This is a genomic window from Allobosea sp. Tri-44 (assembly GCF_004123845.1).
Lineage (GTDB): Bacteria > Pseudomonadota > Alphaproteobacteria > Rhizobiales > Beijerinckiaceae > Allobosea.
This window is the reverse complement of sequence record NZ_NBDP01000064.1, coordinates 18,539-37,046: the sequence shown is the minus strand read 5'-3', so window position 1 is coordinate 37,046 and position 18,508 is coordinate 18,539. Positions and strand designations below refer to the sequence as shown.

Below are 18,508 nucleotides of genomic sequence, written 5' to 3'. Positions count from 1 at the left end.
ATCCCTGCCCTTCTCCCATACGGGAGAAGGGTTCCCCGCGCTTCATCTCGTTCCGGTGCGGACTGTTCTACTCTCACATCGTGCACTTGGAATCCGACATGTAGTCGTGGACCTTGACCGTGCCGGCGATGATGTCGGCGCGGGCCTTGTCGGCGGCCGCCTTCATCTCGGGCGTGATCAGCGCCTTGTTGTTGTCGTCGAGGGCCCAGCCGACGCCCTCTTCCTTCAGCCCGAGCACCGAGACGCCCGGCTTCCAGTTGCCGTCGCGCGCCGCCTTGAACGAGGTATAGGCGGCGACGTCGACGCGCTTCAGCATCGAGGTCAGCACCTTGCCGGGATGGAGCATGTTCTGGTTCGAATCGACGCCGATGCCGAGTTTGCCGGCGTCGGCGGCGGCGCGCAGCACGCCGATGCCGGTGCCGCCGGCGGCGTGGTAGATCACGTCGGCGCCGCGGTCGATCTGCGACTTGGCGAGCTCGCCGCCCTTGACCGGGTCGTTCCAGGCGGCCGGGGTCGAGCCGGTCATGTTCTGGAAGATCTCGGCGTCCTTCTTGCCGGCCTTCACGCCCTGGACATAGCCGCAGGCGAATTTGCGGATCAGCGGAATGTCCATGCCGCCGACGAAGCCGACCTTGCCGGACTTCGAGGCGAGGCTGGCGATGAGGCCAACGAGATAGGAGGCCTCATGCTCCTTGAAGACGACCGACTGCACGTTCGGCAGCTCGACCACCATGTCGATGATGGTGAACTTCAGGTTCGGGAACTCAGCCGCGACCTTCTGCAGTGCGGTCGCCTGCGAGAAGCCGACGGCGATGATCGGCGAATGGCCGTCGCGGGCGAAGCGGCGTAGCGCCTGCTCGATCTGGGCGTCGTTGGTCGGCTCGAAATCGCGGAACTCGACGCCGGTCTCGGCCTTGAACTTCTCGGCCCCGACGAAAACGCCCTCATTGAAGGATTTGTCGAACTTGCCGCCCTTGTCATAGACGATCGCCGGCTTGATCGCGGTCTGGGCCATGGCCGTCATGGCCGAAAGGGCGACGCCCGCCAGCGCGAGCGCGAGAGATTTCAGTTGCATCGAGCCGTTCCCCTGTCACGCGCGGAATGGTTGCCCCATCCCTGCCTATGATCACGATGGCACGGCTTGCCGACGGGGCCAAGCGGGCTGGAGAGCCCGCTTGGCGATATATGTCACATATGAACGGTCCTCTCAGCCGCGCTGGATCGAGACACCGCCATCGGCGAGGAAGGCCGTGCCGGTGACGAAGCTCGACGCGTCCGAGGCGAGGAATAGGGCGGCGCGGGCGATCTCCTCCGGCTGCGCCATGCGCTTGAGCGCATGCATGCCCTCGACGAAGGCGGTGACCTCCGGGCCCGAGGCAGGGTCGTTCGTGATGCTCGCCGGCGTGTCGGTGCCACCGGGCAGCAGGGCGTTGACCCGGATGCGCTTGCCGCCCAGCTCGGCTGCGAGCGCTTTCACAAGGCCGATCTGTCCGGCCTTGCTCGCCGCATAGGCCGACATGCCGGCGAGCCCGGCGGTGTAGCCGACGAAGCTCGCGGTAAAGATCAGCGAGCCGCCGCCGCGGACCTCGAGCGCCGGCGCCTGGTACTTCGCGCCGAGGAAGGCACTGGTCAGGTTGGTCTCGATCAGCGCGCGCCAGCTCTCGCTCGTCATCTGACCGATCGGTCCGAGATCGCCGACCGTGCCGGCATTGTTGAAGGCGATATCGAGCCCGCCGAAGGTTTCGGTGGCTGTTTCGACCAGGCGCTGCGCCAGCGCCTCCTCGCGAATGTCGCCGGCGATCGCCACCGCTTCGCCGCCGGCCGCCTTGATCTCGGCGACGAGCTTGTCGAGCTCGGCCTGCCGCCGCGCCGTGATCACGAGCCTGGCGCCTTCAGCGGCGAAAAGCAGCGCCGCCGCCCGGCCGATGCCGGAGCTGGCGCCGGTCACGATCGCGACCTTGTTGGTGAGAGCTGTCATGTTTGAACCTTTGTTGTTCGTTCGAGACTGTCGGATCCTTTCGTCGCAGCTACGCAGCGGTGCAGACACCCGCTTCCTGCACCGGCATCGCACCCGATTGCTGGCGTGAGCAGTTCAGCCTAGCTTGCCGCCATGACGCTGAACGAGGCCGAGATCGAGCGCTATGCCCGCCATCTGGTGCTGCCGGAGATCGGCGGCCCCGGCCAGGCCAAGCTCAAGCGTGCCCGGGTTCTGGTCATCGGCGCGGGCGGGCTGGGAGCGCCGCTGATCCCCTATCTGGCGGCGGCCGGCGTCGGCACGATCGGTATCGTCGACGACGACCACGTCTCGCTCTCGAACCTGCAGCGGCAGATCATCTTCGGGGCGGAGGATATCGGGGCGCGCAAGGTGGTCGCCGCGGCCAACTTCATCACGCGGCTCAACCCGCGGGTCGAGATCGAGGAATACGTCACCCGGATCGACCCCCATAATGCGCGGGCGCTGGTTGCGTTCTATGATGTCGTCGCCGACGGCTCGGATAATTTCGCGACGCGCTATGCTGTCTCAGATGCCTGCTTCCACGAGAAGAAGCCGCTGGTGACGGCGGCGCTCGGTCGCTTCGACGGCTCGCTGACGACCATAAGGGCGCATGAGACAGGCTCGGACGGCCGGCCCAATCCGACCTATCGCTGCCTGTTCCCGCAGGAGCCGCCGCCCGGCACGGTCGCGCCCTGCGCGGAGGCCGGCGTGCTCGGCGCGCTCGCCGGCGTGATGGGCTCGCTGATGGCGCTGGAGGTGATCCGCGCGATCACCGGCTTCGGCGAGCCGCTGGTTGGCAAGCTCCTGCTGGTCGACGCGATGGCGATGCGCTTCGAGACGATGAAATACGGCTGGGACCCGGACAATCCGCTGAACGGGACGGAAGCTGGCGTCGCCGCCTGAGCTATTTGGCCGCCCGCTTCGCGTCGATCACGTCCCAGAGCTGCGCCGCCAGATCGGGACCGCCGAGCTTCTTGATGGCGCGCACGCCGGTCGGGGCGGTGACGTTGATCTCGGTCAGCTTGCCGCCGATCACGTCGATGCCGACGAGCAGCAGGCCGCGCTCCCTCAGGGCCGGGCCGATGCGCTCGCAGATTTCGAGCTCGCGCTTCGACAGATCCGTCGGCTTGGCCGCGCCGCCGCGCACCATGTTGGCGCGCAGATCGCCAACCGCCGGCACCCGGTTGACCGCGCCCGCCGCCTTGCCGTCGATCAGGATGATGCGCTTGTCGCCTTCCGAAACCTCCTTCAGGAAGGCCTGAACCACCCAGGGCTCGCGGAAGAGGTTGGAGAACAGGTCATAGAGCGAGCCGAAATTCGGGTCGCCCTTGCCGGTCTTGAACACGGTCGCGCCGCCATGGCCGTAGAGCGGCTTCATGACGATATCGCCGAACTCCTCGCGGAAGGCCTCGATCTCGGCGCGGTCGCGCGTGATCAGCGTCGGCGGCATCAGCTCGGGGAAATGCGTGACGAAGAGCTTTTCCGGGGCGTTGCGGACCTCGGTGGGATCGTTGACCACCAGCGTCTTCGGATGGATGCGCTCGAGCATATGCGTCGAGGAGACATAGGCCATGTCGAAAGGCGGGTCCTGGCGCAGCAGCACCACATCCAGCGTCGAGAGATCGGTACGCTCGGGCTTGCCCAGCGTATAATGGTCACCTTCGACGTCCCGCACCTCGACCGGATTGATCACGGCCGTGACCTTGCCGTCGCGCAGGGTCAGCTTGTCGGGCGTGTAGGTGAAGAGCTTGTGCCCGCGCGCCTGCGCCTCCAGCATCAGTGAAAAGCCGGTGTCGCCGGCGATGCGGACCTTCTCGATCGGGTCCATCTGGATGGCGACATTCAGCGGCATGGGCAAGAGCTCCGGTTGCGGCCGTTATATCGGCTGCGCCACAGCGGCAGCGCAAGAGCCCCAGCCTTGCGTCAGAGCACGAGCTCGAACACGCGGGGAACATGGCGGGGCAGGCGCCAGGGCGCGAGGAAGACGGCATCGGCCCGAAGATTCCGCTGCATCGCCCAGGGATTGCGCGCCAGCCATTGCCTGATGCGCGCTTCGATCAGCCGGCGCTTGTCCGGCGTGATCGCCATGGCCGCATCGTCGAGCGATGCGCGCGCCTTGACCTCGACGAAGACGATATCGCTGCCGCGCGCCATGATCAGATCGATCTCGCCGCCCTTGCCGCCGAAGCGCCGTTGCAGCAGGCGATAGCCCTTGATGGTGAGGAAGGCGACGGCGAGCCATTCGCCGCGGCGGCCGGCGAGGCCGGAATGGCGCGCGCGCCGGCTGCGCAGAGCCTCGCTCATGGCGTACGGGTCAATTCGAGGGCGCGGGCATAGACCACGCGGCGCGGCTGCCCGCTTGCGGCCGCCACCTGTGCCACCGCCTCCTTAAGCGAGACTTTTTCGAGTGCCGCACGCAGCGCCTCATCGAGCGTGTCGCCCTGCGCGGCCGCGGCGGAGGCGTCGGGCGGGCCGATCAGCACGACGATCTCGCCGCGCGCCTCTTCGGCCTCGGCGTAATGCGCTGCAAGTTCGGGCAAGGAGCCCCGGCGGACGTTCTCGTAATACTTGGTCAATTCGCGCGCGACCGCGCCCGGACGGGCGCCCAGTACTGCGCCGGCGTCGGACAGCATTTCTGCAAGCCGGCGCGGCGATTCGAAGAAGACGAGCGTGCCGGGAATGGCGGCAAGCTCGGTCAGCCGGGCTTTACGGCCGGCGCTCTTCGGCGGCAAAAAACCCTCGAAGAAGAAGCGATCGGTCGGTAGCCCGGCGAGCACGAGCGCCGCCAGCACGGCGGATGGACCGGGAATACCGGTGACCGGCAGACCCTCGCCAACCACCTCGGCGACGAGCTTGTAGCCGGGGTCGGAGACCAGCGGCGTGCCCGCATCCGAGATCAGCGCCAGCTTGCCGCCCTGGCGCAGCTTTTCCAGGATCTTCGGGCGCATCTGCGCCGCGTTGTGCTCGTGATAGGGCAGGAGCGGCGTCGCGATGCCGTAATGCGCCAGCAGGGTCTTCGAGGTCCTGGTATCCTCGGCCAGCACGGCATCGGCGGCGGCGAGCGTCGACAGCGCCCGGAAGGAAATATCCTTCAGATTGCCGATCGGCGTCGCGACGATGTGGAGGCCGGGCGCGAGCGGCTCGGCCTCGGCCCGGAGCCCGAAGGCCGTATAGCTCAGGGCGCGACCAGTAGCGGGCGGGGCGGATATCGGGCCGGACATGGCGGCGAAACTGCCACAGCGATCGGCAAGATGCCACCGCCGGCCCGGCAACCTAGAGTTAACAACTTGAAAATAGCTTCGCTCACTGGCAGGACTTGTTCACGGTTCGGGACAAGACATTCAGCTGGTGTGAGCTTGCCTTGCGCCTCGCCGAGGAGTGGAGACGAAAACCGTGTCGCGTCACTTGAAGCTCCTCGTCCCGCCGAGCCGCCGACTGATCCTGCTATCCGGCGTTGGCGCCGTGCTTTCTGCCTGCACCGGCGGAACCGGCGGCCTGCCCGGCTTCGACAGCACGGCGACGCCGCAGGGCGGTGGCGCTCAGCCCAGCGGTCCGACCATCGGCACCGGCTCGGTCAAGGTCGGGTTGATCCTGCCGCTGACCGCCGAGGGCTCGGGCGCGACCGTCGGCAACTCGCTCAAGAACGCCGCCGAGATGGCGCTCGCAGAATTCCCCGGCGCCGACCTCACCCTGCTGGTCAAGGATGATCGCGGCACGCCGGACGGCGCCCAGGCCGCGGCGCAGGAGGCCCTCCGCGAGGGGGCCGAGCTGATCATCGGACCGCTCTTTGCGCCGTCCGTACAGGCCGTCGGTCAGGTCGCCCGCGGTGCCGGCAAGCCGGTGATGGCTTTTTCCAGCGACAGCAACGTCGCCTCTCGCGGCATCTATCTGCTCTCCTTTCCGCCCGAGAACGACGTCAACCGCGTCATCGCCTATGCCTCGGCGCAGGGGCGCAAATCCTTCGCCGCACTGGTGCCCGAGACCGCCTATGGCAAGGTCGTCGAAGGCGCCTTCCAGCAGGCGGTGGCCAATCGCGGCGCCCGCGTCGTCGTGATCGAGCGCTTCGGCTCCGACCAGAACAGCATGCGCGCCGCCGCCACCCGCCTCGTGCCAGCGCTGCAGCAGGCGGATGCGTTGTTCGTGCCCGCCGATGCCGCGGCGATGCCGACCCTCGGCCTCGTCTTGCAGCAGGCCGGCTATGACCCGGCCAAGGTCAAGCCGCTCGGCACCGGCGTCTGGAACGACGCCAATGTCGCGCGCGTCCCGGCCATCCAGGGCGGCTGGTTCGCCTCGCCCGACACCGCCGGCTTCAACGCTTTCTCCGGCCGCTACCAGAAGCGCTTCAACAGCGCTCCGACGCGCACTGCGACGCTGTCCTACGATGCGGTCTCGCTGGCCGCCGCGCTCGCCCGGACCCAGGGCAGCCAGCGCTTCTCCGAAACCGTACTGACCAATGCCTCGGGCTTTGCCGGCGCGGATGGCGTCTTCCGCTTCCGTCCCGATGGGCTGAACGAGCGCGGTCTTGCCGTGCTCGAATTGCGCAACGGCCAGATCGTCACCGTCAACGCGGCCCCGCGCGATCTCGGCCCGCGGACGAACTGACGCCCCTAGGAGCGTCATTCTCGGCCGACGCGCAGCGGAGAGCCGAGAATCTCCGGCAGGATGAGGCGCCCCTTCAAGGGCGCCCTTTTTTGTCCTGAGATGCTCGGGTCTTCGCCGAGCATGACGGGGATTTCACCCGCCGATATTGAACGCCGCCAGCGCCGCCATGTTGACGATGTCGGAATCCTTGGCGCCGAGCGGCACGATCTGCACAGGCTTGTCGAGGCCGACCAGCAGCGGGCCGATCACGGTCGCGCCACCGAGTTCCTGCAGCATCTTGGTCGAGATCGAGGCCGAGTGGAACGCCGGCATGATCAGGACGTTCGCCGGCCCGGTCAGGCGGCAGAACGGATACTGCGCCATGAGATCGCGATTGAGCGCGACGTCGGCGGCCATCTCGCCATCATACTCGAAATCGACGCGCTGGCCGTCGAGGATCGTCACGGCATCGCGCACCTTTTCCGAGCGCTCCCCCGCCGGATGGCCGAAGGTCGAGAAGGCGAGCATCGCGACCTTCGGCTCGTAGCCGAGGCGACGCGCGACGCCGGCGGCCTCGATCGCGATCTCGGAGAGCTCCTGCGCCGTCGGCATCTCGGTGATCGCGGTGTCGGCGACCAGCACGGTCCGCCCGCGCGTGATCGCGATCGAGACGCCGATCAGGCGGTGGCCCGGCCGGTCGTCGATGACGCGGCGGACCTCCTCCAGCGCGATCGAGTAGTTGCGCGTGACGCCGGTGACCATCGCGTCGGCATCGCCGAGCGCGACCATGGCGGCGGCGAAATGGTTGCGATCCTGGTTGATCAGGCGCTGGCAGTCGCGGAACAGATAGCCGTGCCGCTGCAGCCGCTCGTAGAGGTACTGCGCATAGGCCGAGTTGCGGTGCGAGAGCCTCGCGTTCTGGACCTCGATGCCCTTGGCGGCGAGGTCGACGCCGAGATGCTCTGCCGTCTCGTTGATGCGCTCCTCGCGCCCGACCAGGATCGCCTTGCCGAGCTCCTGATTGACGAAGGACGCTGCGGCGCGGATGACCTGCTCCTCCTCGCCCTCGGCGAAGACGACGCGCTTGGGATAGCGCCGGACGCGCTCGAAGATGCGGTTGAGCGTGCCGGTGACTGGGTCGCGCCGGGCCGAGAGCTGCGCCTTGTAGGCGCCGGTGTCGACGATCGGCTTGCCGGCGACGCCGGTGTCCATCGCCGCCTTGGCGACCGCCATCGGCACGACATGGATCAGCCGGGGATCGAACGGCACCGGGATAATGTAATCCTTACCATAGCGCGGGCGCGCGCCCTGATAGGCGGCGGCGACCTCGTCGGGGACGTCCTCGCGCGCCAGCGAGGCCAGCGCCTCGGCTGCGGCGATCTTCATCTCCATGTTGATCGTGGTGGCGCGGACATCGAGCGCGCCACGGAAGATGAAGGGGAAGCCGAGCACATTGTTGACCTGGTTCGGATAGTCCGAGCGCCCGGTCGCCATGATCGCGTCGTCGCGAATGGCGTGCACCTCTTCCGGCGTGATCTCCGGATCGGGATTGGCCATGGCGAAGATGATCGGGTTCGCCGCCATCGAGGCGACCATCTCCGGGGTCACTGCGCCCTTCTGCGACAGGCCGAAGAAGGCGTCGGCCCCTTCCAACGCCTGCGCCAGCGTGCGCCGGTCAGTGATCGCCGCATGGGCTGATTTCCACTGGTTCATGCCCTCGGTGCGGCCCTGGTAGATCACGCCCTTGGTGTCGCAGAGGATGACGTTGTCGGGCTTGAAGCCCATCGCCTTGAGCAGTTCGATGCAGGCGATGGCGGCGGCGCCGGCGCCGTTGATGACGAGCTTCGTCGTCTTGACGTCGCGCTCCGTCAGGTCGAGCGCGTTGATCAGGCCGGCGGCGGCGATGATCGCGGTGCCATGCTGGTCGTCATGGAAGACCGGGATGTCCATCAGTTCGCGCAGGCGCTGCTCGATGATGAAGCATTCCGGCGCCTTGATGTCCTCGAGGTTGATGCCGCCGAAGGACGGGCCGAGATAGCGCACGGCCTCGATGAACTTGTCGGCATCCTCGGTGTCGACCTCGAGATCGATCGAATCGACATCGGCGAAACGCTTGAACAGGATCGACTTGCCTTCCATCACCGGCTTGGAGGCGAGTGCGCCGAGATTGCCGAGGCCGAGGATGGCGGTACCGTTCGTGATCACCGCGACGAGATTGGCGCGCGCGGTGTAGTCATAGGCGCGGCTGGGGTCCTCGGCGATCGCCAGAACCGGCACCGCGACACCGGGCGAATAGGCCAGTGACAGGTCGCGCTGCGTCGCCATCGGCACGGTTGGAATGATCTCGAGCTTGCCTGGCCGCCCCTGCGAGTGGAAGAGCAGCGCCTCCTGGTCGGTGAAGGTCGGACGGGTGCGCTTGGGCGGCGGGGAGCGATCGTTCATGCGCTTGTTCTTTTTCAAAGGCGTTTCCTCGGGGGAGCCGACCATAGGGTAGCGCCGCTTTCCTCGACAAGGCGCGATTGCGCGACAGCACCTTTACTGTGGCGGCGGGGGTCGGGACGGGAGCGGGAGCGTCAGAGGCCGGCGCGCATGCGCCCGACGCAGTCGCCGACATAGCGGTCGAGCTCGACCGCCTGCTCGCTGACCAGACGCGCCGCCTCGACGACACGGGCGGCGGCCTCGCCGGTCGCGCGGGCCTCGCCCCCGGCTCCGGCGACGTTCTCCGTGACGGTGGCGGCCGAGCCTGCCACGGCCTGGGCGTCGAGCGCGATGCCAGAGGCGATTGTGCCCTGACTGGTCACGACCTGCGCAATCGCGTCCGAGGTCGTCTCGATCGTCCCCATCGTGCCTTCGATCTGTCCGACGGCATTGGCGACGGCCGCGGCAGCGCCCCGGATCTCCTGCAGTGTGGCGCCGATGTTCTGCGTCGCCTGTTGGGTCTGCTCGGCGAGGTTCTTGACCTCGCCGGCGACCACGGCAAAGCCGCGGCCGGCAACCCCGGCGCGTGCTGCCTCGATCGTCGCGTTGAGAGCGAGCAGATTGGTGCGGACCGCGATGTCTTCGATGAAGGCGAGCACGGCCCCGACCTTGTCGGCGGCAACCGCGAGCCCGTCGACGTCGGTTCTGGTCGAGCGGACATGGTTCGCCGCCTGCCGCGCGGTCTCGGCGGCGAGGTCGGTCTGGCGCGTCAATTCGCGGATCGAGGCGTCGATCCGCTCGGCCGCGTGGGCGACGCTGCCGACGCGTTGCGAGGCGAGCTCCGCCTGTTGCGTCGCTTCGCCTGCCCGCAAGGTGGTACGGTCGGCGTTCGCTGCCATGCCGCGCGCCGCCTCGTGCATGCCGCGCGCCGAATCGCCGACCCGGCGCAATGCCTTGCCCACTGTCACCTCGAGATTTACGGCCAGCTCCTCGAGCGCCGCGCGGCGCAAGGTCTCGATCTCGTCCCGGCGGGTCTCCAGTGTCTTCTCGGGCGTGACGTCAAGCAGGATGCCATCCCAGATCGCCGTCCCATCGGACAGGCGACGCATCGTCGCCTCGCTGCGCAGCCAGACGATGCCGCCATCGGGCGCGGCATAGCGCGCCTCGAAGCGCCAGACGTCGTCCAGGGCTGTCAGAGCGGCGCGCGCGGCCTCGAAACGCTGCCGATCCTCCGGCAGCATCTTGCCGAGCCAGGCTTCGGGGTCGCGCTCGACCTCCTCCTTGGTCACGCCCAGGAGTTTGTCGATGGCGAAGGATGCGAACTGATAGCGCAGCGAACCATCGGGTGACACGACACGCTGGTAGAGGGTGCCGGGCGCGCGCTGGATCAGCGTACGCAGGCGGTAGGACGTCTCGCGCCGGTCGCGGTCGTTGCTGAGGACGAGCCCGACCAGGATGGTGCCGATCGTGCTGACCACGATCATGATCGGCACAGCCTCGCGCAGGAAGCGTTCCGCCGCAGGCCAGTTCGGCATGAAGACGTTCGAGGCGATGAGACAGCCGGCGCTGATCAGGCTGAGCAGGACGAGGTCGCGCAGCGTCAGCGAGCGCTTCTGCCGGCCGAGCCAGGCGGCGTAGATCACGCCGGCAACGGCGTGCAGGACGATGCCGGCGATCCCGGTCGGCATCCCGACACCGCCCAGATTGTAGCGCGCAGCGGCGAGGGGGACAGCAGTCAGCAATGCGGCCAGCGGCCCGCCGATCGGGCCTGCCAGGATCGCGAAGGTGTTGCGCGAATCGACGACCAGCCCGGGCTGGATGACGAACGGATTGGCCATGCTGCACAGCGCCCCCGCGGCGAAGAGCACGCCGACGACGAGCTGGCGCAGCAGCGGACGCTGATCGATCCACGTGGCGGCCGCCGTCAGGATCAGGGCCGCCAGCAGCAGGAAGGACAGGCTCTCGATCAGGTTGATGAACAGCGACATGGCGGGCCCTTGGCCGGGAACGGCCCGATGAGGCTGCTTTAATTTGTTGAAAGCCATCCTAACGGATGGCCTTGCCGGCGCGATTTGCTAGCGTGCCCGCCCCATGCGCCACACCACCCCAAGCGATGTTGCGGAAGCCCGCTCCGCCGGCACGGCCGATCTCGGCCGCGTCACGCCGATGATGGCGCAGTACGTCGAGATCAAGGCCAACAATCCCGATTGCCTGCTGTTCTACCGGATGGGCGATTTCTACGAATTGTTCTTCCAGGACGCCGAGATCGCCTCGCGCACGCTCGGCATCGTGCTGACCAAGCGCGGCAAGCATCTCGGCGAGGACATCGCCATGTGCGGCGTGCCGGTCGAGCGCGCCGACGACTATCTGCAGAAGCTGATCGCCGCCGGCCACCGCGTCGCGGTCTGCGAGCAGACCGAGGATCCGGCGGAAGCCAGGAAGCGCGGCGCCAAGTCGGTGGTGAAGCGCGACGTCGTCCGCCTGGTCACGCCCGGCACGATCACCGAGGAGCGTCTGCTTGATCCCGGTCGGGCAAGCCTGCTCGTCGCGGTTGCCAGGCGCCGGCTCTCGGACGAGGTCTTCGCTTATGGCATCGCGGCGGTCGACATCTCGACCGGCCGATTTGCGGTGCTGGAAACCGACCAACGCGGGCTCGCTGTCGAGCTCGCCCGCCTGGAGCCGCGCGAGATCGTCTGTCCCGACGCGATCCATGACGATCCCGAGTTGAAGGAATTCTGGCGCGACGTCGCGGCTCCCGTGACGCCGCTGGCGCGCGAGGGGCTCGATCCGGCCTCCGGCGAGCGCCGGCTGAAGGAATTCTTCGGCGTCGCCACGCTCGATGCCTTCGGCGCCTTCAGCCGCGCCGAGGTTGCCGCCGCGGCCGCTGCGCTCGCTTATGTCGAGCGCACCCAGCTCGGCGCCCGCCCGCCTTTGTCGCCGCCCGTTCGCGAGGGACAGAGCGGGACAATGCTGATCGACGCGGCGACCCGCGCCAATCTCGAACTGACCCGCACGCTCGCAGGCGAGCGCACCGGCAGCCTGCTCGCCACCATCGACCGCACCGAGACGCCGGGCGGCAGCCGCCTGCTCGCCGAGCGGCTGGCCGGGCCTCTGACCGATCCGGCGGCGATCGGACGGCGGCACGATGCCGTGACGCTCCTGGTCGAGACGCCGTCGCTGCGCGAGGCGCTGCGGCGCGACCTCGCCCGCGTGCCCGACATCGCCCGCGCGCTGGCGCGGCTCTCGCTCGACCGCGGCGGCCCGCGCGATCTGGCCGCGCTCGGTGCCGGGCTGGAGGCGGGACGCGGCGTTGCCGCGGCGCTGCTGCGCCAGGGTGACCTGCCCGATGAACTGCGCGAAGCGGCGCTTGCGCTCGGCCGCACCGATCCCGATCTCGCCATCCGCCTGTCCGCCACGCTCGCCGACGAGTTGCCGCTCATGAAGCGCGATGGTCGCTTCGTGCGCGAAGGCTTCGATCCGGCGCTCGACGAACTCCGACTGCTTCAGGTCGATTCGCGCAAGGTGATCGCGCAATTGCAGGCGCGCTACGCCGCCGAGACCGACTGCCGGACGCTGCGCATCAAGCACAACTCCATGCTCGGCTACTTCGTCGAGGTGCCGCAGGCCGTTGGAGAAACCTTCCTGAGAGAGCCCTGGCGCGCCGTCTTCGTGCATCGCCAGACCATGTCGGACGCGATGCGCTTCTCCTCGGTCGAGCTCGGCGAGCTCGAGGCCAAGATCGCCTCCGCTGCGGACCGGGCGCTGAAGCTCGAGCTCTCGGTCTTCGCGGTGCTGACGGAGGCTGTCCTCGCACAGGCCGAACCGATCAAGGCGGCGGCGCAGGCATTGGCAGTGATCGATGTCGCAGCGGCGCTGGCCGAGCTCGCAATCGATGCCGGCTGGACGCGTCCCATCATCGACGATGGCGCCGCCTTTACCATCAAGGCAGGCCGCCACCCGGTGGTCGAGGCTGCGCTGAAGCGCCAGGGCCAGCCTTTCGTCGCCAATGACAGCGAATTGTCCGCCGCCGCACAAGGCCGGGACGGCCGCATCTGCCTGATCACCGGCCCGAACATGGCGGGTAAATCGACCTTCCTGCGCCAGAACGCGCTGATTGCCGTGCTCGCCCAGATGGGCTCCTTCGTGCCCGCGCAGAACGCCCATATCGGCGTGGTCGACCGGCTGTTCTCGCGTGTCGGCGCTGCCGACGATCTCGCTCGCGGCCGCTCGACCTTCATGGTCGAGATGGTCGAGACCGCCGCGATCCTCAATCAGGCCGGGCCACGGGCTCTCGTCATCCTCGACGAGATCGGCCGGGGCACCGCGACCTTCGACGGGCTCTCGATTGCCTGGGCGGCGATCGAGCATCTGCACGAGGCCAATCGCTGCCGGGCGCTATTCGCCACGCATTATCACGAGCTGACCGCGCTGGCAGAGCGGCTCGACCGCGTCGTCAACGCCACCGTGCGCGTCACCGAATGGAATGGCGAGGTCATTTTCCTGCACGAGGTCGTGCCCGGCGCGGCTGATCGCTCCTATGGCATCCAGGTCGCAAAGCTCGCCGGCCTGCCGCCGGCCGTGGTCGAACGGGCCCGCGCCATCCTCGGCGAACTGGAGAAAAGCGAGCGCGAGAAGCCGGTCGCGGCCTTGGTCGACGACCTCCCGCTTTTTGCCGTGCAGATGCGGCGTCCGGCGCCGGCCGCTGCAGCAGTTTTGGAAGCTGACAAGCTGCGCGAGGAACTTGGCACGCTCGACCCTGACGAGATGACGCCGCGCGAGGCGCTGGAAGCGCTCTACAGGCTCAAGCGGCTGAACTGATCAGCCGTCATTCTCGGACGGAGCGAAGCATAGATCCGAGAATCTCAGGACGAGAAGGTGCTGGTTGGAGTTTCACTCGGCCTGAGATGCTCGGGTCAAGCCCGAGCATGACGCGTGTTGAGGAACCGCCCGATCCCCTCCGCCGCTACCACGCCGGTCGCGAAGCAGGCCTGCAGCAGATAGCCGCCGGTCGGCGCCTCCCAGTCGAGCATCTCGCCGGCGACGAAGACGCCGGGCAGGCGCTTCAGCATGAAATCCGCGTCCACCTCGTCTGCGACGATGCCGCCTGCCGTTGAGATGGCGCGGGCGATCGGCGCCGTTCCAGTCAGCCGCAGCGGCGCCGCCTTGATCAGGGCGGCGAGCGCGCCAGCTTCGCCGGGGAGCAGGCCGCCCGCCGCTTCGCGCAGGACCGCGACCGCAACCTGCGACAGCCCGGCCGCTTTGCGCAGATGGTTGCTCAGCGTTTCGCCGGCGCGGCGGCGTTCGAGGCGGGCGGACAACGCGCCGACATCGAGGTCGGGCCGCAGGTCGATGGCGAGATCGGCATGGCCATCGCGATCGATCGCCTCGCGCAACGGCCCCGACAGCGCATAGATCGCCCCACCCTCGATGCCATCAGCGTCGAGCATCGCTTCGCCCATTACGCGTCGGCCGGCGAAGCTCAGCGCGATGCGCTTGAGCGGCTGCCCGGCGAAGCGCTCGCGCATCACGGGCGACCAGGCGACGGTGAAGCCGGCATTCGCGGGCCGCAAGGGAGCGATGGTGACGCCCTGCTGTTCCAGCCGCTCGACCCAGGAACCATCCGAGCCGAGTCGCGGCCAGCTCGCGCCGCCCAGCGCCAGCAGCGTCGCGCCAGGAAGGACGGTTTCGATCGAGCCATCGCGAAGCGCAAACCGCAGTGCCCCGTTTTCGTCCCAACCGGTCCAAAGCCGCCCTGGCAGGAGCCTCACGCCGAGCCCATCGAGCCGCGCCAGCCAGGCGCGCAGCAGCGGCGAGGCCTTCATCGCCTTGGGGAAGACGCGTCCGCTCGAACCGACGAAGCTCTGCGCTTCCAGCCCGTCGGCCCAGTCGCGCAGCGCCTGCGGCGGGAAGGCGCGGATCGCCGGCTCCAGCCAGGCGCGGGCTTCGCCATAGCGGTCGAGAAGGGCGTCGAGCGGCTCCGAATGCGTCAGATTGAGTCCGCCGCGGCCGGCGAGCAGGAATTTGCGCGCCGGCGAGGGCATCCGCTCGTAGATCGCGACGCTGTGGCCGGCCTCAGCCAGCCGCTCGGCTGCGATCAACCCCGCCGGGCCGGCGCCGATGATGGCGACGTCGGGTTCGCTCAATTGCCGAACACGGTGTTGAGCTGGCTGCCGACCATGATGAAGGTGGTGCGCTTCGGCATCTCCTTCAGCCTGACGGCGCCGATATAGGTCATCGCCGAGCGCACCCCGCCCATGATCTCCTGCATCGTGCCCTCGACCGGGCCGCGATAAGGCACCTCGACGGTCTTGCCCTCGGAAGCCCGGTACTTTGCAACGCCGCCGGAATACCGCTTCATCGCGGTGTCGGAGGACATGCCGTAGAACACCATCGCGACCGGCACCTTCTCGCCGTCATGGGTCTCGTAGCGGATCTCGCCCTCGCATTCGTCATGGCCGGCGAGCATGCCGCCCATCATCACGAAATCGGAGCCGCCGCCATAGGCCTTGGCGACGTCGCCCGGCACGGTCAGTCCGCCATCGCCGCAGACCAGCCCCTTCAGGCCATGGGCCGCATCGGCGCATTCGATGATCGCCGAGAGCTGCGGATAGCCGACGCCGGTCATCTTGCGGGTGGTGCAGACCGAGCCGGGGCCGATGCCGACCTTGACGATATCGGCGCCGGCCAGGATCAGCGCCTCCGTCATGTCGCCGGTGACGACGTTGCCGGCCATGATCGCGGCGTTCGGGAAGGCCTCGCGCGTCGCCTTGACGGTGTCGACGAATTTCTCGGTGTAGCCATTGGCGACGTCGAGGCAGATCTTGTCGATCGGCGCCTTGGCATGGACGGCCTTGAGCTTGTCATGGTCGGAATCGGTCGTGCCCAGCGAATAGAAGGCGTTGGCCGAGCCCGGCTCCTTGAAGAAGGCGATCAGTTCGTCGGCGTCGTAATGCTTGTGCAGCGCGACCATGGCGCCGTGCTTCAGCAAGGCGCGCGCCATCGCCATGGTGCCGACCACGTCCATATTGGCGGCGATCAGCGGAAAGCCCGTCCATTCGCGGCCGGTATGGGCGAAACGGAAGCTCCGGTTGACGTCGACCTCGGCGCGGCTGCCGAGCGTCGAGCGCTTCGGCCGGATCAGCACGTCGCGGAAGTCGAGCTTCGGATCGTTCTCGATGCGCATGATGAAAGCTCCGGCGGCTGGCGCAGACGGTGAAAAAGCGCACGCGGCGAAAGGGAGCGTGCCGGGATTCATAGCCGCTCGGAGCCCCCCGAGGCAATGCGGCGATGTCGACCGGATGCCGCAGGTCAGACACTTTAGTGATCTCTAAAGTTTTCTCTGGACAGGGCGCGCGAGACGCAATACTTAAGCTCATGCTTCACCAACCGGACCAGCTCGATCTGATGTTCCAGGCGCTGGCGGATCCGAACCGCCGGCAGATGGTGCAACGGCTCTGCGAGGGGCCGGCGAGCGTGAGCGAGCTTGCCCAGCCCTTGCAGATGACGCTGTCGGCGGTGGTGCAGCATCTCGCGGTTCTGGAAGGAGCGGGGCTGGTGCGTTCGCAGAAGATCGGGCGGGTTCGCACCTGCCAGCTCGATACGCAGGCCCTGCGGACGGCTGAACGCTGGATCAGCGAGCGCCGCTCCCTCTGGGAGCGACGCTTCGATCGGCTCGGCGCCTTCCTTGCCGAGCAGGACCAGGATCTAAAGGACGGAGACGGACAATGACCGAACGGACCGTCGTCCATACCGATTTCACCATCGAGCGCCATTACGATGCGAGCCCGGCCCGCGTCTTCGCCGCCTTCGCCGATCCCGTGGCGAAGAGGCGCTGGTCGGCCTGTCATGACGAGGGCGGGCTCGGCGAGCACAGGCTCGATTTCCGCGAGGGCGGCCGCGAGACCATGCGCGGAGCTCCGGCGGAAAGCGGTGTCTTTGCGATGAACGCGACCTTCGCGGAGATCGTGCCGGAGCAGCGCATCATCTACAGCTACGAATTGCTGCGCGACGATGTTCGCCTGTCGATCTCGCTGGCGACGATCGAGTTCCATCGCGATGGCGCCGGCACGAGGCTGCTCTTCACCGAGCAGGCTGCCTTCCTCGACGGCCATGATCGGCCCGAATGGCGCGAGCAGGGCTCGCGCATCGGCTTCGACAGGCTGGCCGACTATCTCGCGCAGGAGCAGGCGCCGGCCTGAGCCGCACCCGTCTTCGACCAAGAACCCTTTCAACCCGCTCCTTTCCAGAAGCAGGAATGCACAGCCATGTCCCTGACGCTCTATTTCCATCCGCTTTCGGGCTTCTGCCAGAAGACGCTGGTCGCGCTCTACGAGAACGACACGCCGTTCACGCCGCAGCTCGTCAATTTCGGGGATCCTACCGAGCGTGCCGATTTCCTGAAGCTCTGGCCGATCGGCAAGTTCCCGCTGCTGCGCGACGACAGCAATGGAAGGCTGGTGCCGGAGACCAGCCTGATCATCGAATATCTCGCCTTGCACTATCCCGGCCCGGCGGCACTGCTGCCGGAGAACCCGGTCGCAGCGCTCGAGGTCAGGCGGCTCGATCGGCTCCTCGACCTCTATGTCGCGATACCCATGCAGAAGATCGTGCTCGACCGGCTCCGGCCGGAGGGTGGGCATGATCCGATCGGCGTTGCCGAGGCCAGGGCGAGGCTTGCGTCCGCCTACGCGGTGCTGGAGGCCGAGCTCGGCGACCGGCACTGGCTGGCCGGCGACGCTTTCACCATGGCCGACTGCTCGGCGGCGCCGGCGCTGTTCTATGCCGAGCGCTGCCTCTCCTTCCAGAGCGGCTATCCGCGGCTCGCCGCCTATTTCGAGCGCCTGCGCACACGTCCGTCCTATGCCCGCGCTTTGGCCGAGGCCGAGCCCTATTTCCAGTTCTTTCCGCGCAATCACGGCGATGCCGGGCTGTCCCGCTAGTCCGGCCTTCTTCAACCCTCACCAGCCCCAAAGGAAACGACCATGACTGCCAATCCCGTCGTCCATGCCAGCTTCACTATCGAGCGCAGCTATGCCGCCTCGCCCGCCCGCGTCTTCGCCGCCTTCGCCGACCCCAAGCAGAAACGCCGCTGGTTCGCCGAGGGCGAGGGCTGGGAGGTCGAGCAGTTCGACGTCGACTTCCGCGTCGGCGGCCATGAGCGCAGCCGTTTCCGCTTCCAGGGCGGCCCGCCGATCACCAACGACACCGTCTATCAGGTGATCCAGCCGAACGAGCGCATCATCCTCGCCTATGCGATGGCGATCGACGGGGCGCCGCTCTCGGGCTCGCTGCTGACTATGGAATTCCTGCCCGAGGGCACCGGCACCAGGTTCGTCTTCACCGAGCAAGGCGCCTATTATCTCGACGGCAAGGACGGCCCGATCCAGCGCGAGGAGGGTTCGCGCGAATTGCTCGAAAGCCTGGCGAGGATGCTAGGCGAGCCGGCCAACGCGGCAGCGTGAGGCACGGAGCATCGTTCATCCGCCATTCACCGGCAGTTCATCCCCCGCCGGC

General features: G+C 67.7%; 16 protein-coding genes. 7 read left to right on the top strand and 9 right to left on the bottom strand.

Features of this window, described 5'->3' with window-relative positions:
- Positions 1–73 precede the first annotated feature (73 nt).
- A complete protein-coding gene (locus B6S44_RS27880) occupies positions 74–1,069 on the bottom strand; it encodes a BMP family lipoprotein (RefSeq protein ID WP_465246149.1) in 996 nt (331 codons plus the stop codon).
- Positions 1,070–1,207: 138 nt separating this feature from the next.
- On the bottom strand, positions 1,208–1,978 hold the full coding sequence (locus B6S44_RS27875) for an SDR family oxidoreductase (RefSeq protein ID WP_129160168.1): 771 nt from the start codon (positions 1,976–1,978) through the stop codon (positions 1,208–1,210).
- 132 nt (positions 1,979–2,110) lie between these two features.
- Between B6S44_RS27875 and B6S44_RS27870 the strand changes: the two genes are divergently transcribed.
- The gene (locus B6S44_RS27870; RefSeq protein WP_129160166.1) at positions 2,111–2,899 is read left to right on the top strand and encodes a HesA/MoeB/ThiF family protein; all 789 of its coding nucleotides are present in this window, start codon (positions 2,111–2,113) and stop codon (positions 2,897–2,899) included.
- A 1-nt stretch (position 2,900) separates the two neighbouring features.
- Here the strand turns inward: B6S44_RS27870 and gshB are convergent, their stop codons facing one another.
- From gshB to rsmI, 3 genes are all read right to left on the bottom strand, one after another.
- Positions 2,901–3,848: a glutathione synthase gene (gene gshB / locus B6S44_RS27865; RefSeq protein WP_129160164.1), complete on the bottom strand. Its 948-nt coding sequence runs from the start codon at positions 3,846–3,848 to the stop codon at positions 2,901–2,903.
- Between the two features lie 71 nt (positions 3,849–3,919).
- A complete protein-coding gene (locus tag B6S44_RS27860) occupies positions 3,920–4,300 on the bottom strand; it encodes a YraN family protein (protein ID WP_129160162.1) in 381 nt (126 codons plus the stop codon).
- Positions 4,297–5,217: a 16S rRNA (cytidine(1402)-2'-O)-methyltransferase gene (rsmI, locus tag B6S44_RS27855; RefSeq protein ID WP_129160160.1), complete on the bottom strand. Its 921-nt coding sequence runs from the start codon at positions 5,215–5,217 to the stop codon at positions 4,297–4,299. The genes B6S44_RS27860 and rsmI overlap by 4 nt, the downstream gene beginning before the upstream one ends.
- A 172-nt stretch (positions 5,218–5,389) precedes the next feature.
- Here rsmI and B6S44_RS27850 point away from each other — a divergent pair, with 172 nt between their 5' ends.
- Complete coding sequence (locus B6S44_RS27850) at positions 5,390–6,598, top strand: penicillin-binding protein activator (protein WP_129160158.1); 1,209 nt, start codon at positions 5,390–5,392, stop codon at positions 6,596–6,598.
- A 132-nt stretch (positions 6,599–6,730) separates the two neighbouring features.
- On the opposite strand, the gene B6S44_RS27845 is transcribed toward B6S44_RS27850, so the two are convergent.
- The gene (locus B6S44_RS27845; protein WP_129160156.1) at positions 6,731–9,019 is read right to left on the bottom strand and encodes an NADP-dependent malic enzyme; all 2,289 of its coding nucleotides are present in this window, start codon (positions 9,017–9,019) and stop codon (positions 6,731–6,733) included.
- A 131-nt stretch (positions 9,020–9,150) separates the two neighbouring features.
- Complete coding sequence (locus tag B6S44_RS27840; RefSeq protein ID WP_164547598.1) at positions 9,151–10,983, bottom strand: methyl-accepting chemotaxis protein; 1,833 nt, start codon at positions 10,981–10,983, stop codon at positions 9,151–9,153.
- Positions 10,984–11,086: 103 nt separating this feature from the next.
- On the opposite strand from B6S44_RS27840, the gene mutS reads away from it, so the two are divergent.
- Positions 11,087–13,813 carry a DNA mismatch repair protein MutS gene (gene mutS / locus B6S44_RS27835; protein ID WP_129160153.1) on the top strand — a complete coding sequence of 909 codons (2,727 nt, stop codon included), beginning with the start codon at positions 11,087–11,089 and terminating at the stop codon, positions 13,811–13,813.
- A gap of 95 nt (positions 13,814–13,908) precedes the next feature.
- Here mutS and B6S44_RS27830 read toward each other — a convergent pair whose 3' ends face one another.
- On the bottom strand, positions 13,909–15,138 hold the full coding sequence (locus tag B6S44_RS27830) for a BaiN/RdsA family NAD(P)/FAD-dependent oxidoreductase (RefSeq protein ID WP_248309802.1): 1,230 nt from the start codon (positions 15,136–15,138) through the stop codon (positions 13,909–13,911).
- Positions 15,135–16,178 carry a GMP reductase gene (locus B6S44_RS27825; RefSeq protein WP_129160151.1) on the bottom strand — a complete coding sequence of 348 codons (1,044 nt, stop codon included), beginning with the start codon at positions 16,176–16,178 and terminating at the stop codon, positions 15,135–15,137. The genes B6S44_RS27830 and B6S44_RS27825 overlap by 4 nt, the downstream gene beginning before the upstream one ends.
- 191 nt (positions 16,179–16,369) lie before the next feature.
- Here B6S44_RS27825 and B6S44_RS27820 point away from each other — a divergent pair, with 191 nt between their 5' ends.
- The 4 genes from B6S44_RS27820 (at position 16,370) to B6S44_RS27805 (ending at position 18,456) form a co-directional block, all read left to right on the top strand.
- Positions 16,370–16,723, top strand: a complete 354-nt coding sequence (locus B6S44_RS27820) for an ArsR/SmtB family transcription factor (protein WP_129160149.1) — start codon at positions 16,370–16,372, stop codon at positions 16,721–16,723.
- On the top strand, positions 16,720–17,193 hold the full coding sequence (locus B6S44_RS27815) for an SRPBCC family protein (protein ID WP_129160148.1): 474 nt from the start codon (positions 16,720–16,722) through the stop codon (positions 17,191–17,193). The genes B6S44_RS27820 and B6S44_RS27815 overlap by 4 nt, the downstream gene beginning before the upstream one ends.
- A 66-nt stretch (positions 17,194–17,259) precedes the next feature.
- Positions 17,260–17,934: a glutathione S-transferase family protein gene (locus B6S44_RS27810; protein ID WP_129160146.1), complete on the top strand. Its 675-nt coding sequence runs from the start codon at positions 17,260–17,262 to the stop codon at positions 17,932–17,934.
- Positions 17,935–17,976: 42 nt separating this feature from the next.
- Positions 17,977–18,456, top strand: coding sequence for an SRPBCC family protein (locus B6S44_RS27805; protein ID WP_129160144.1), 480 nt, complete (start codon positions 17,977–17,979; stop codon positions 18,454–18,456).
- Positions 18,457–18,508: the final 52 nt, after the last annotated feature.

Excerpts from the sequence above, each read along its gene's own strand:
- B6S44_RS27870 (WP_129160166.1), top strand. The coding sequence starts at position 2,111 with ATGACGCTGAACGAGGCCGAGATCGAGCGCTATGCCCGCCATCTGGTG.
- B6S44_RS27805 (WP_129160144.1), top strand. The coding sequence starts at position 17,977 with ATGACTGCCAATCCCGTCGTCCATGCCAGCTTCACTATCGAGCGCAGC.
- B6S44_RS27845 (WP_129160156.1), bottom strand. The coding sequence starts at position 9,019 with ATGAACGATCGCTCCCCGCCGCCCAAGCGCACCCGTCCGACCTTCACC.
- gshB (WP_129160164.1), bottom strand. The coding sequence starts at position 3,848 with ATGCCGCTGAATGTCGCCATCCAGATGGACCCGATCGAGAAGGTCCGC.
- B6S44_RS27825 (WP_129160151.1), bottom strand. The coding sequence starts at position 16,178 with ATGCGCATCGAGAACGATCCGAAGCTCGACTTCCGCGACGTGCTGATC.
- B6S44_RS27810 (WP_129160146.1), top strand. The coding sequence starts at position 17,260 with ATGTCCCTGACGCTCTATTTCCATCCGCTTTCGGGCTTCTGCCAGAAG.
- B6S44_RS27815 (WP_129160148.1), top strand. The coding sequence starts at position 16,720 with ATGACCGAACGGACCGTCGTCCATACCGATTTCACCATCGAGCGCCAT.
- B6S44_RS27860 (WP_129160162.1), bottom strand. The coding sequence starts at position 4,300 with ATGAGCGAGGCTCTGCGCAGCCGGCGCGCGCGCCATTCCGGCCTCGCC.
- B6S44_RS27840 (WP_164547598.1), bottom strand. The coding sequence starts at position 10,983 with ATGTCGCTGTTCATCAACCTGATCGAGAGCCTGTCCTTCCTGCTGCTG.
- mutS (WP_129160153.1), top strand. The coding sequence starts at position 11,087 with ATGCGCCACACCACCCCAAGCGATGTTGCGGAAGCCCGCTCCGCCGGC.
- B6S44_RS27820 (WP_129160149.1), top strand. The coding sequence starts at position 16,370 with ATGCTTCACCAACCGGACCAGCTCGATCTGATGTTCCAGGCGCTGGCG.
- rsmI (WP_129160160.1), bottom strand. The coding sequence starts at position 5,217 with ATGTCCGGCCCGATATCCGCCCCGCCCGCTACTGGTCGCGCCCTGAGC.
- B6S44_RS27875 (WP_129160168.1), bottom strand. The coding sequence starts at position 1,978 with ATGACAGCTCTCACCAACAAGGTCGCGATCGTGACCGGCGCCAGCTCC.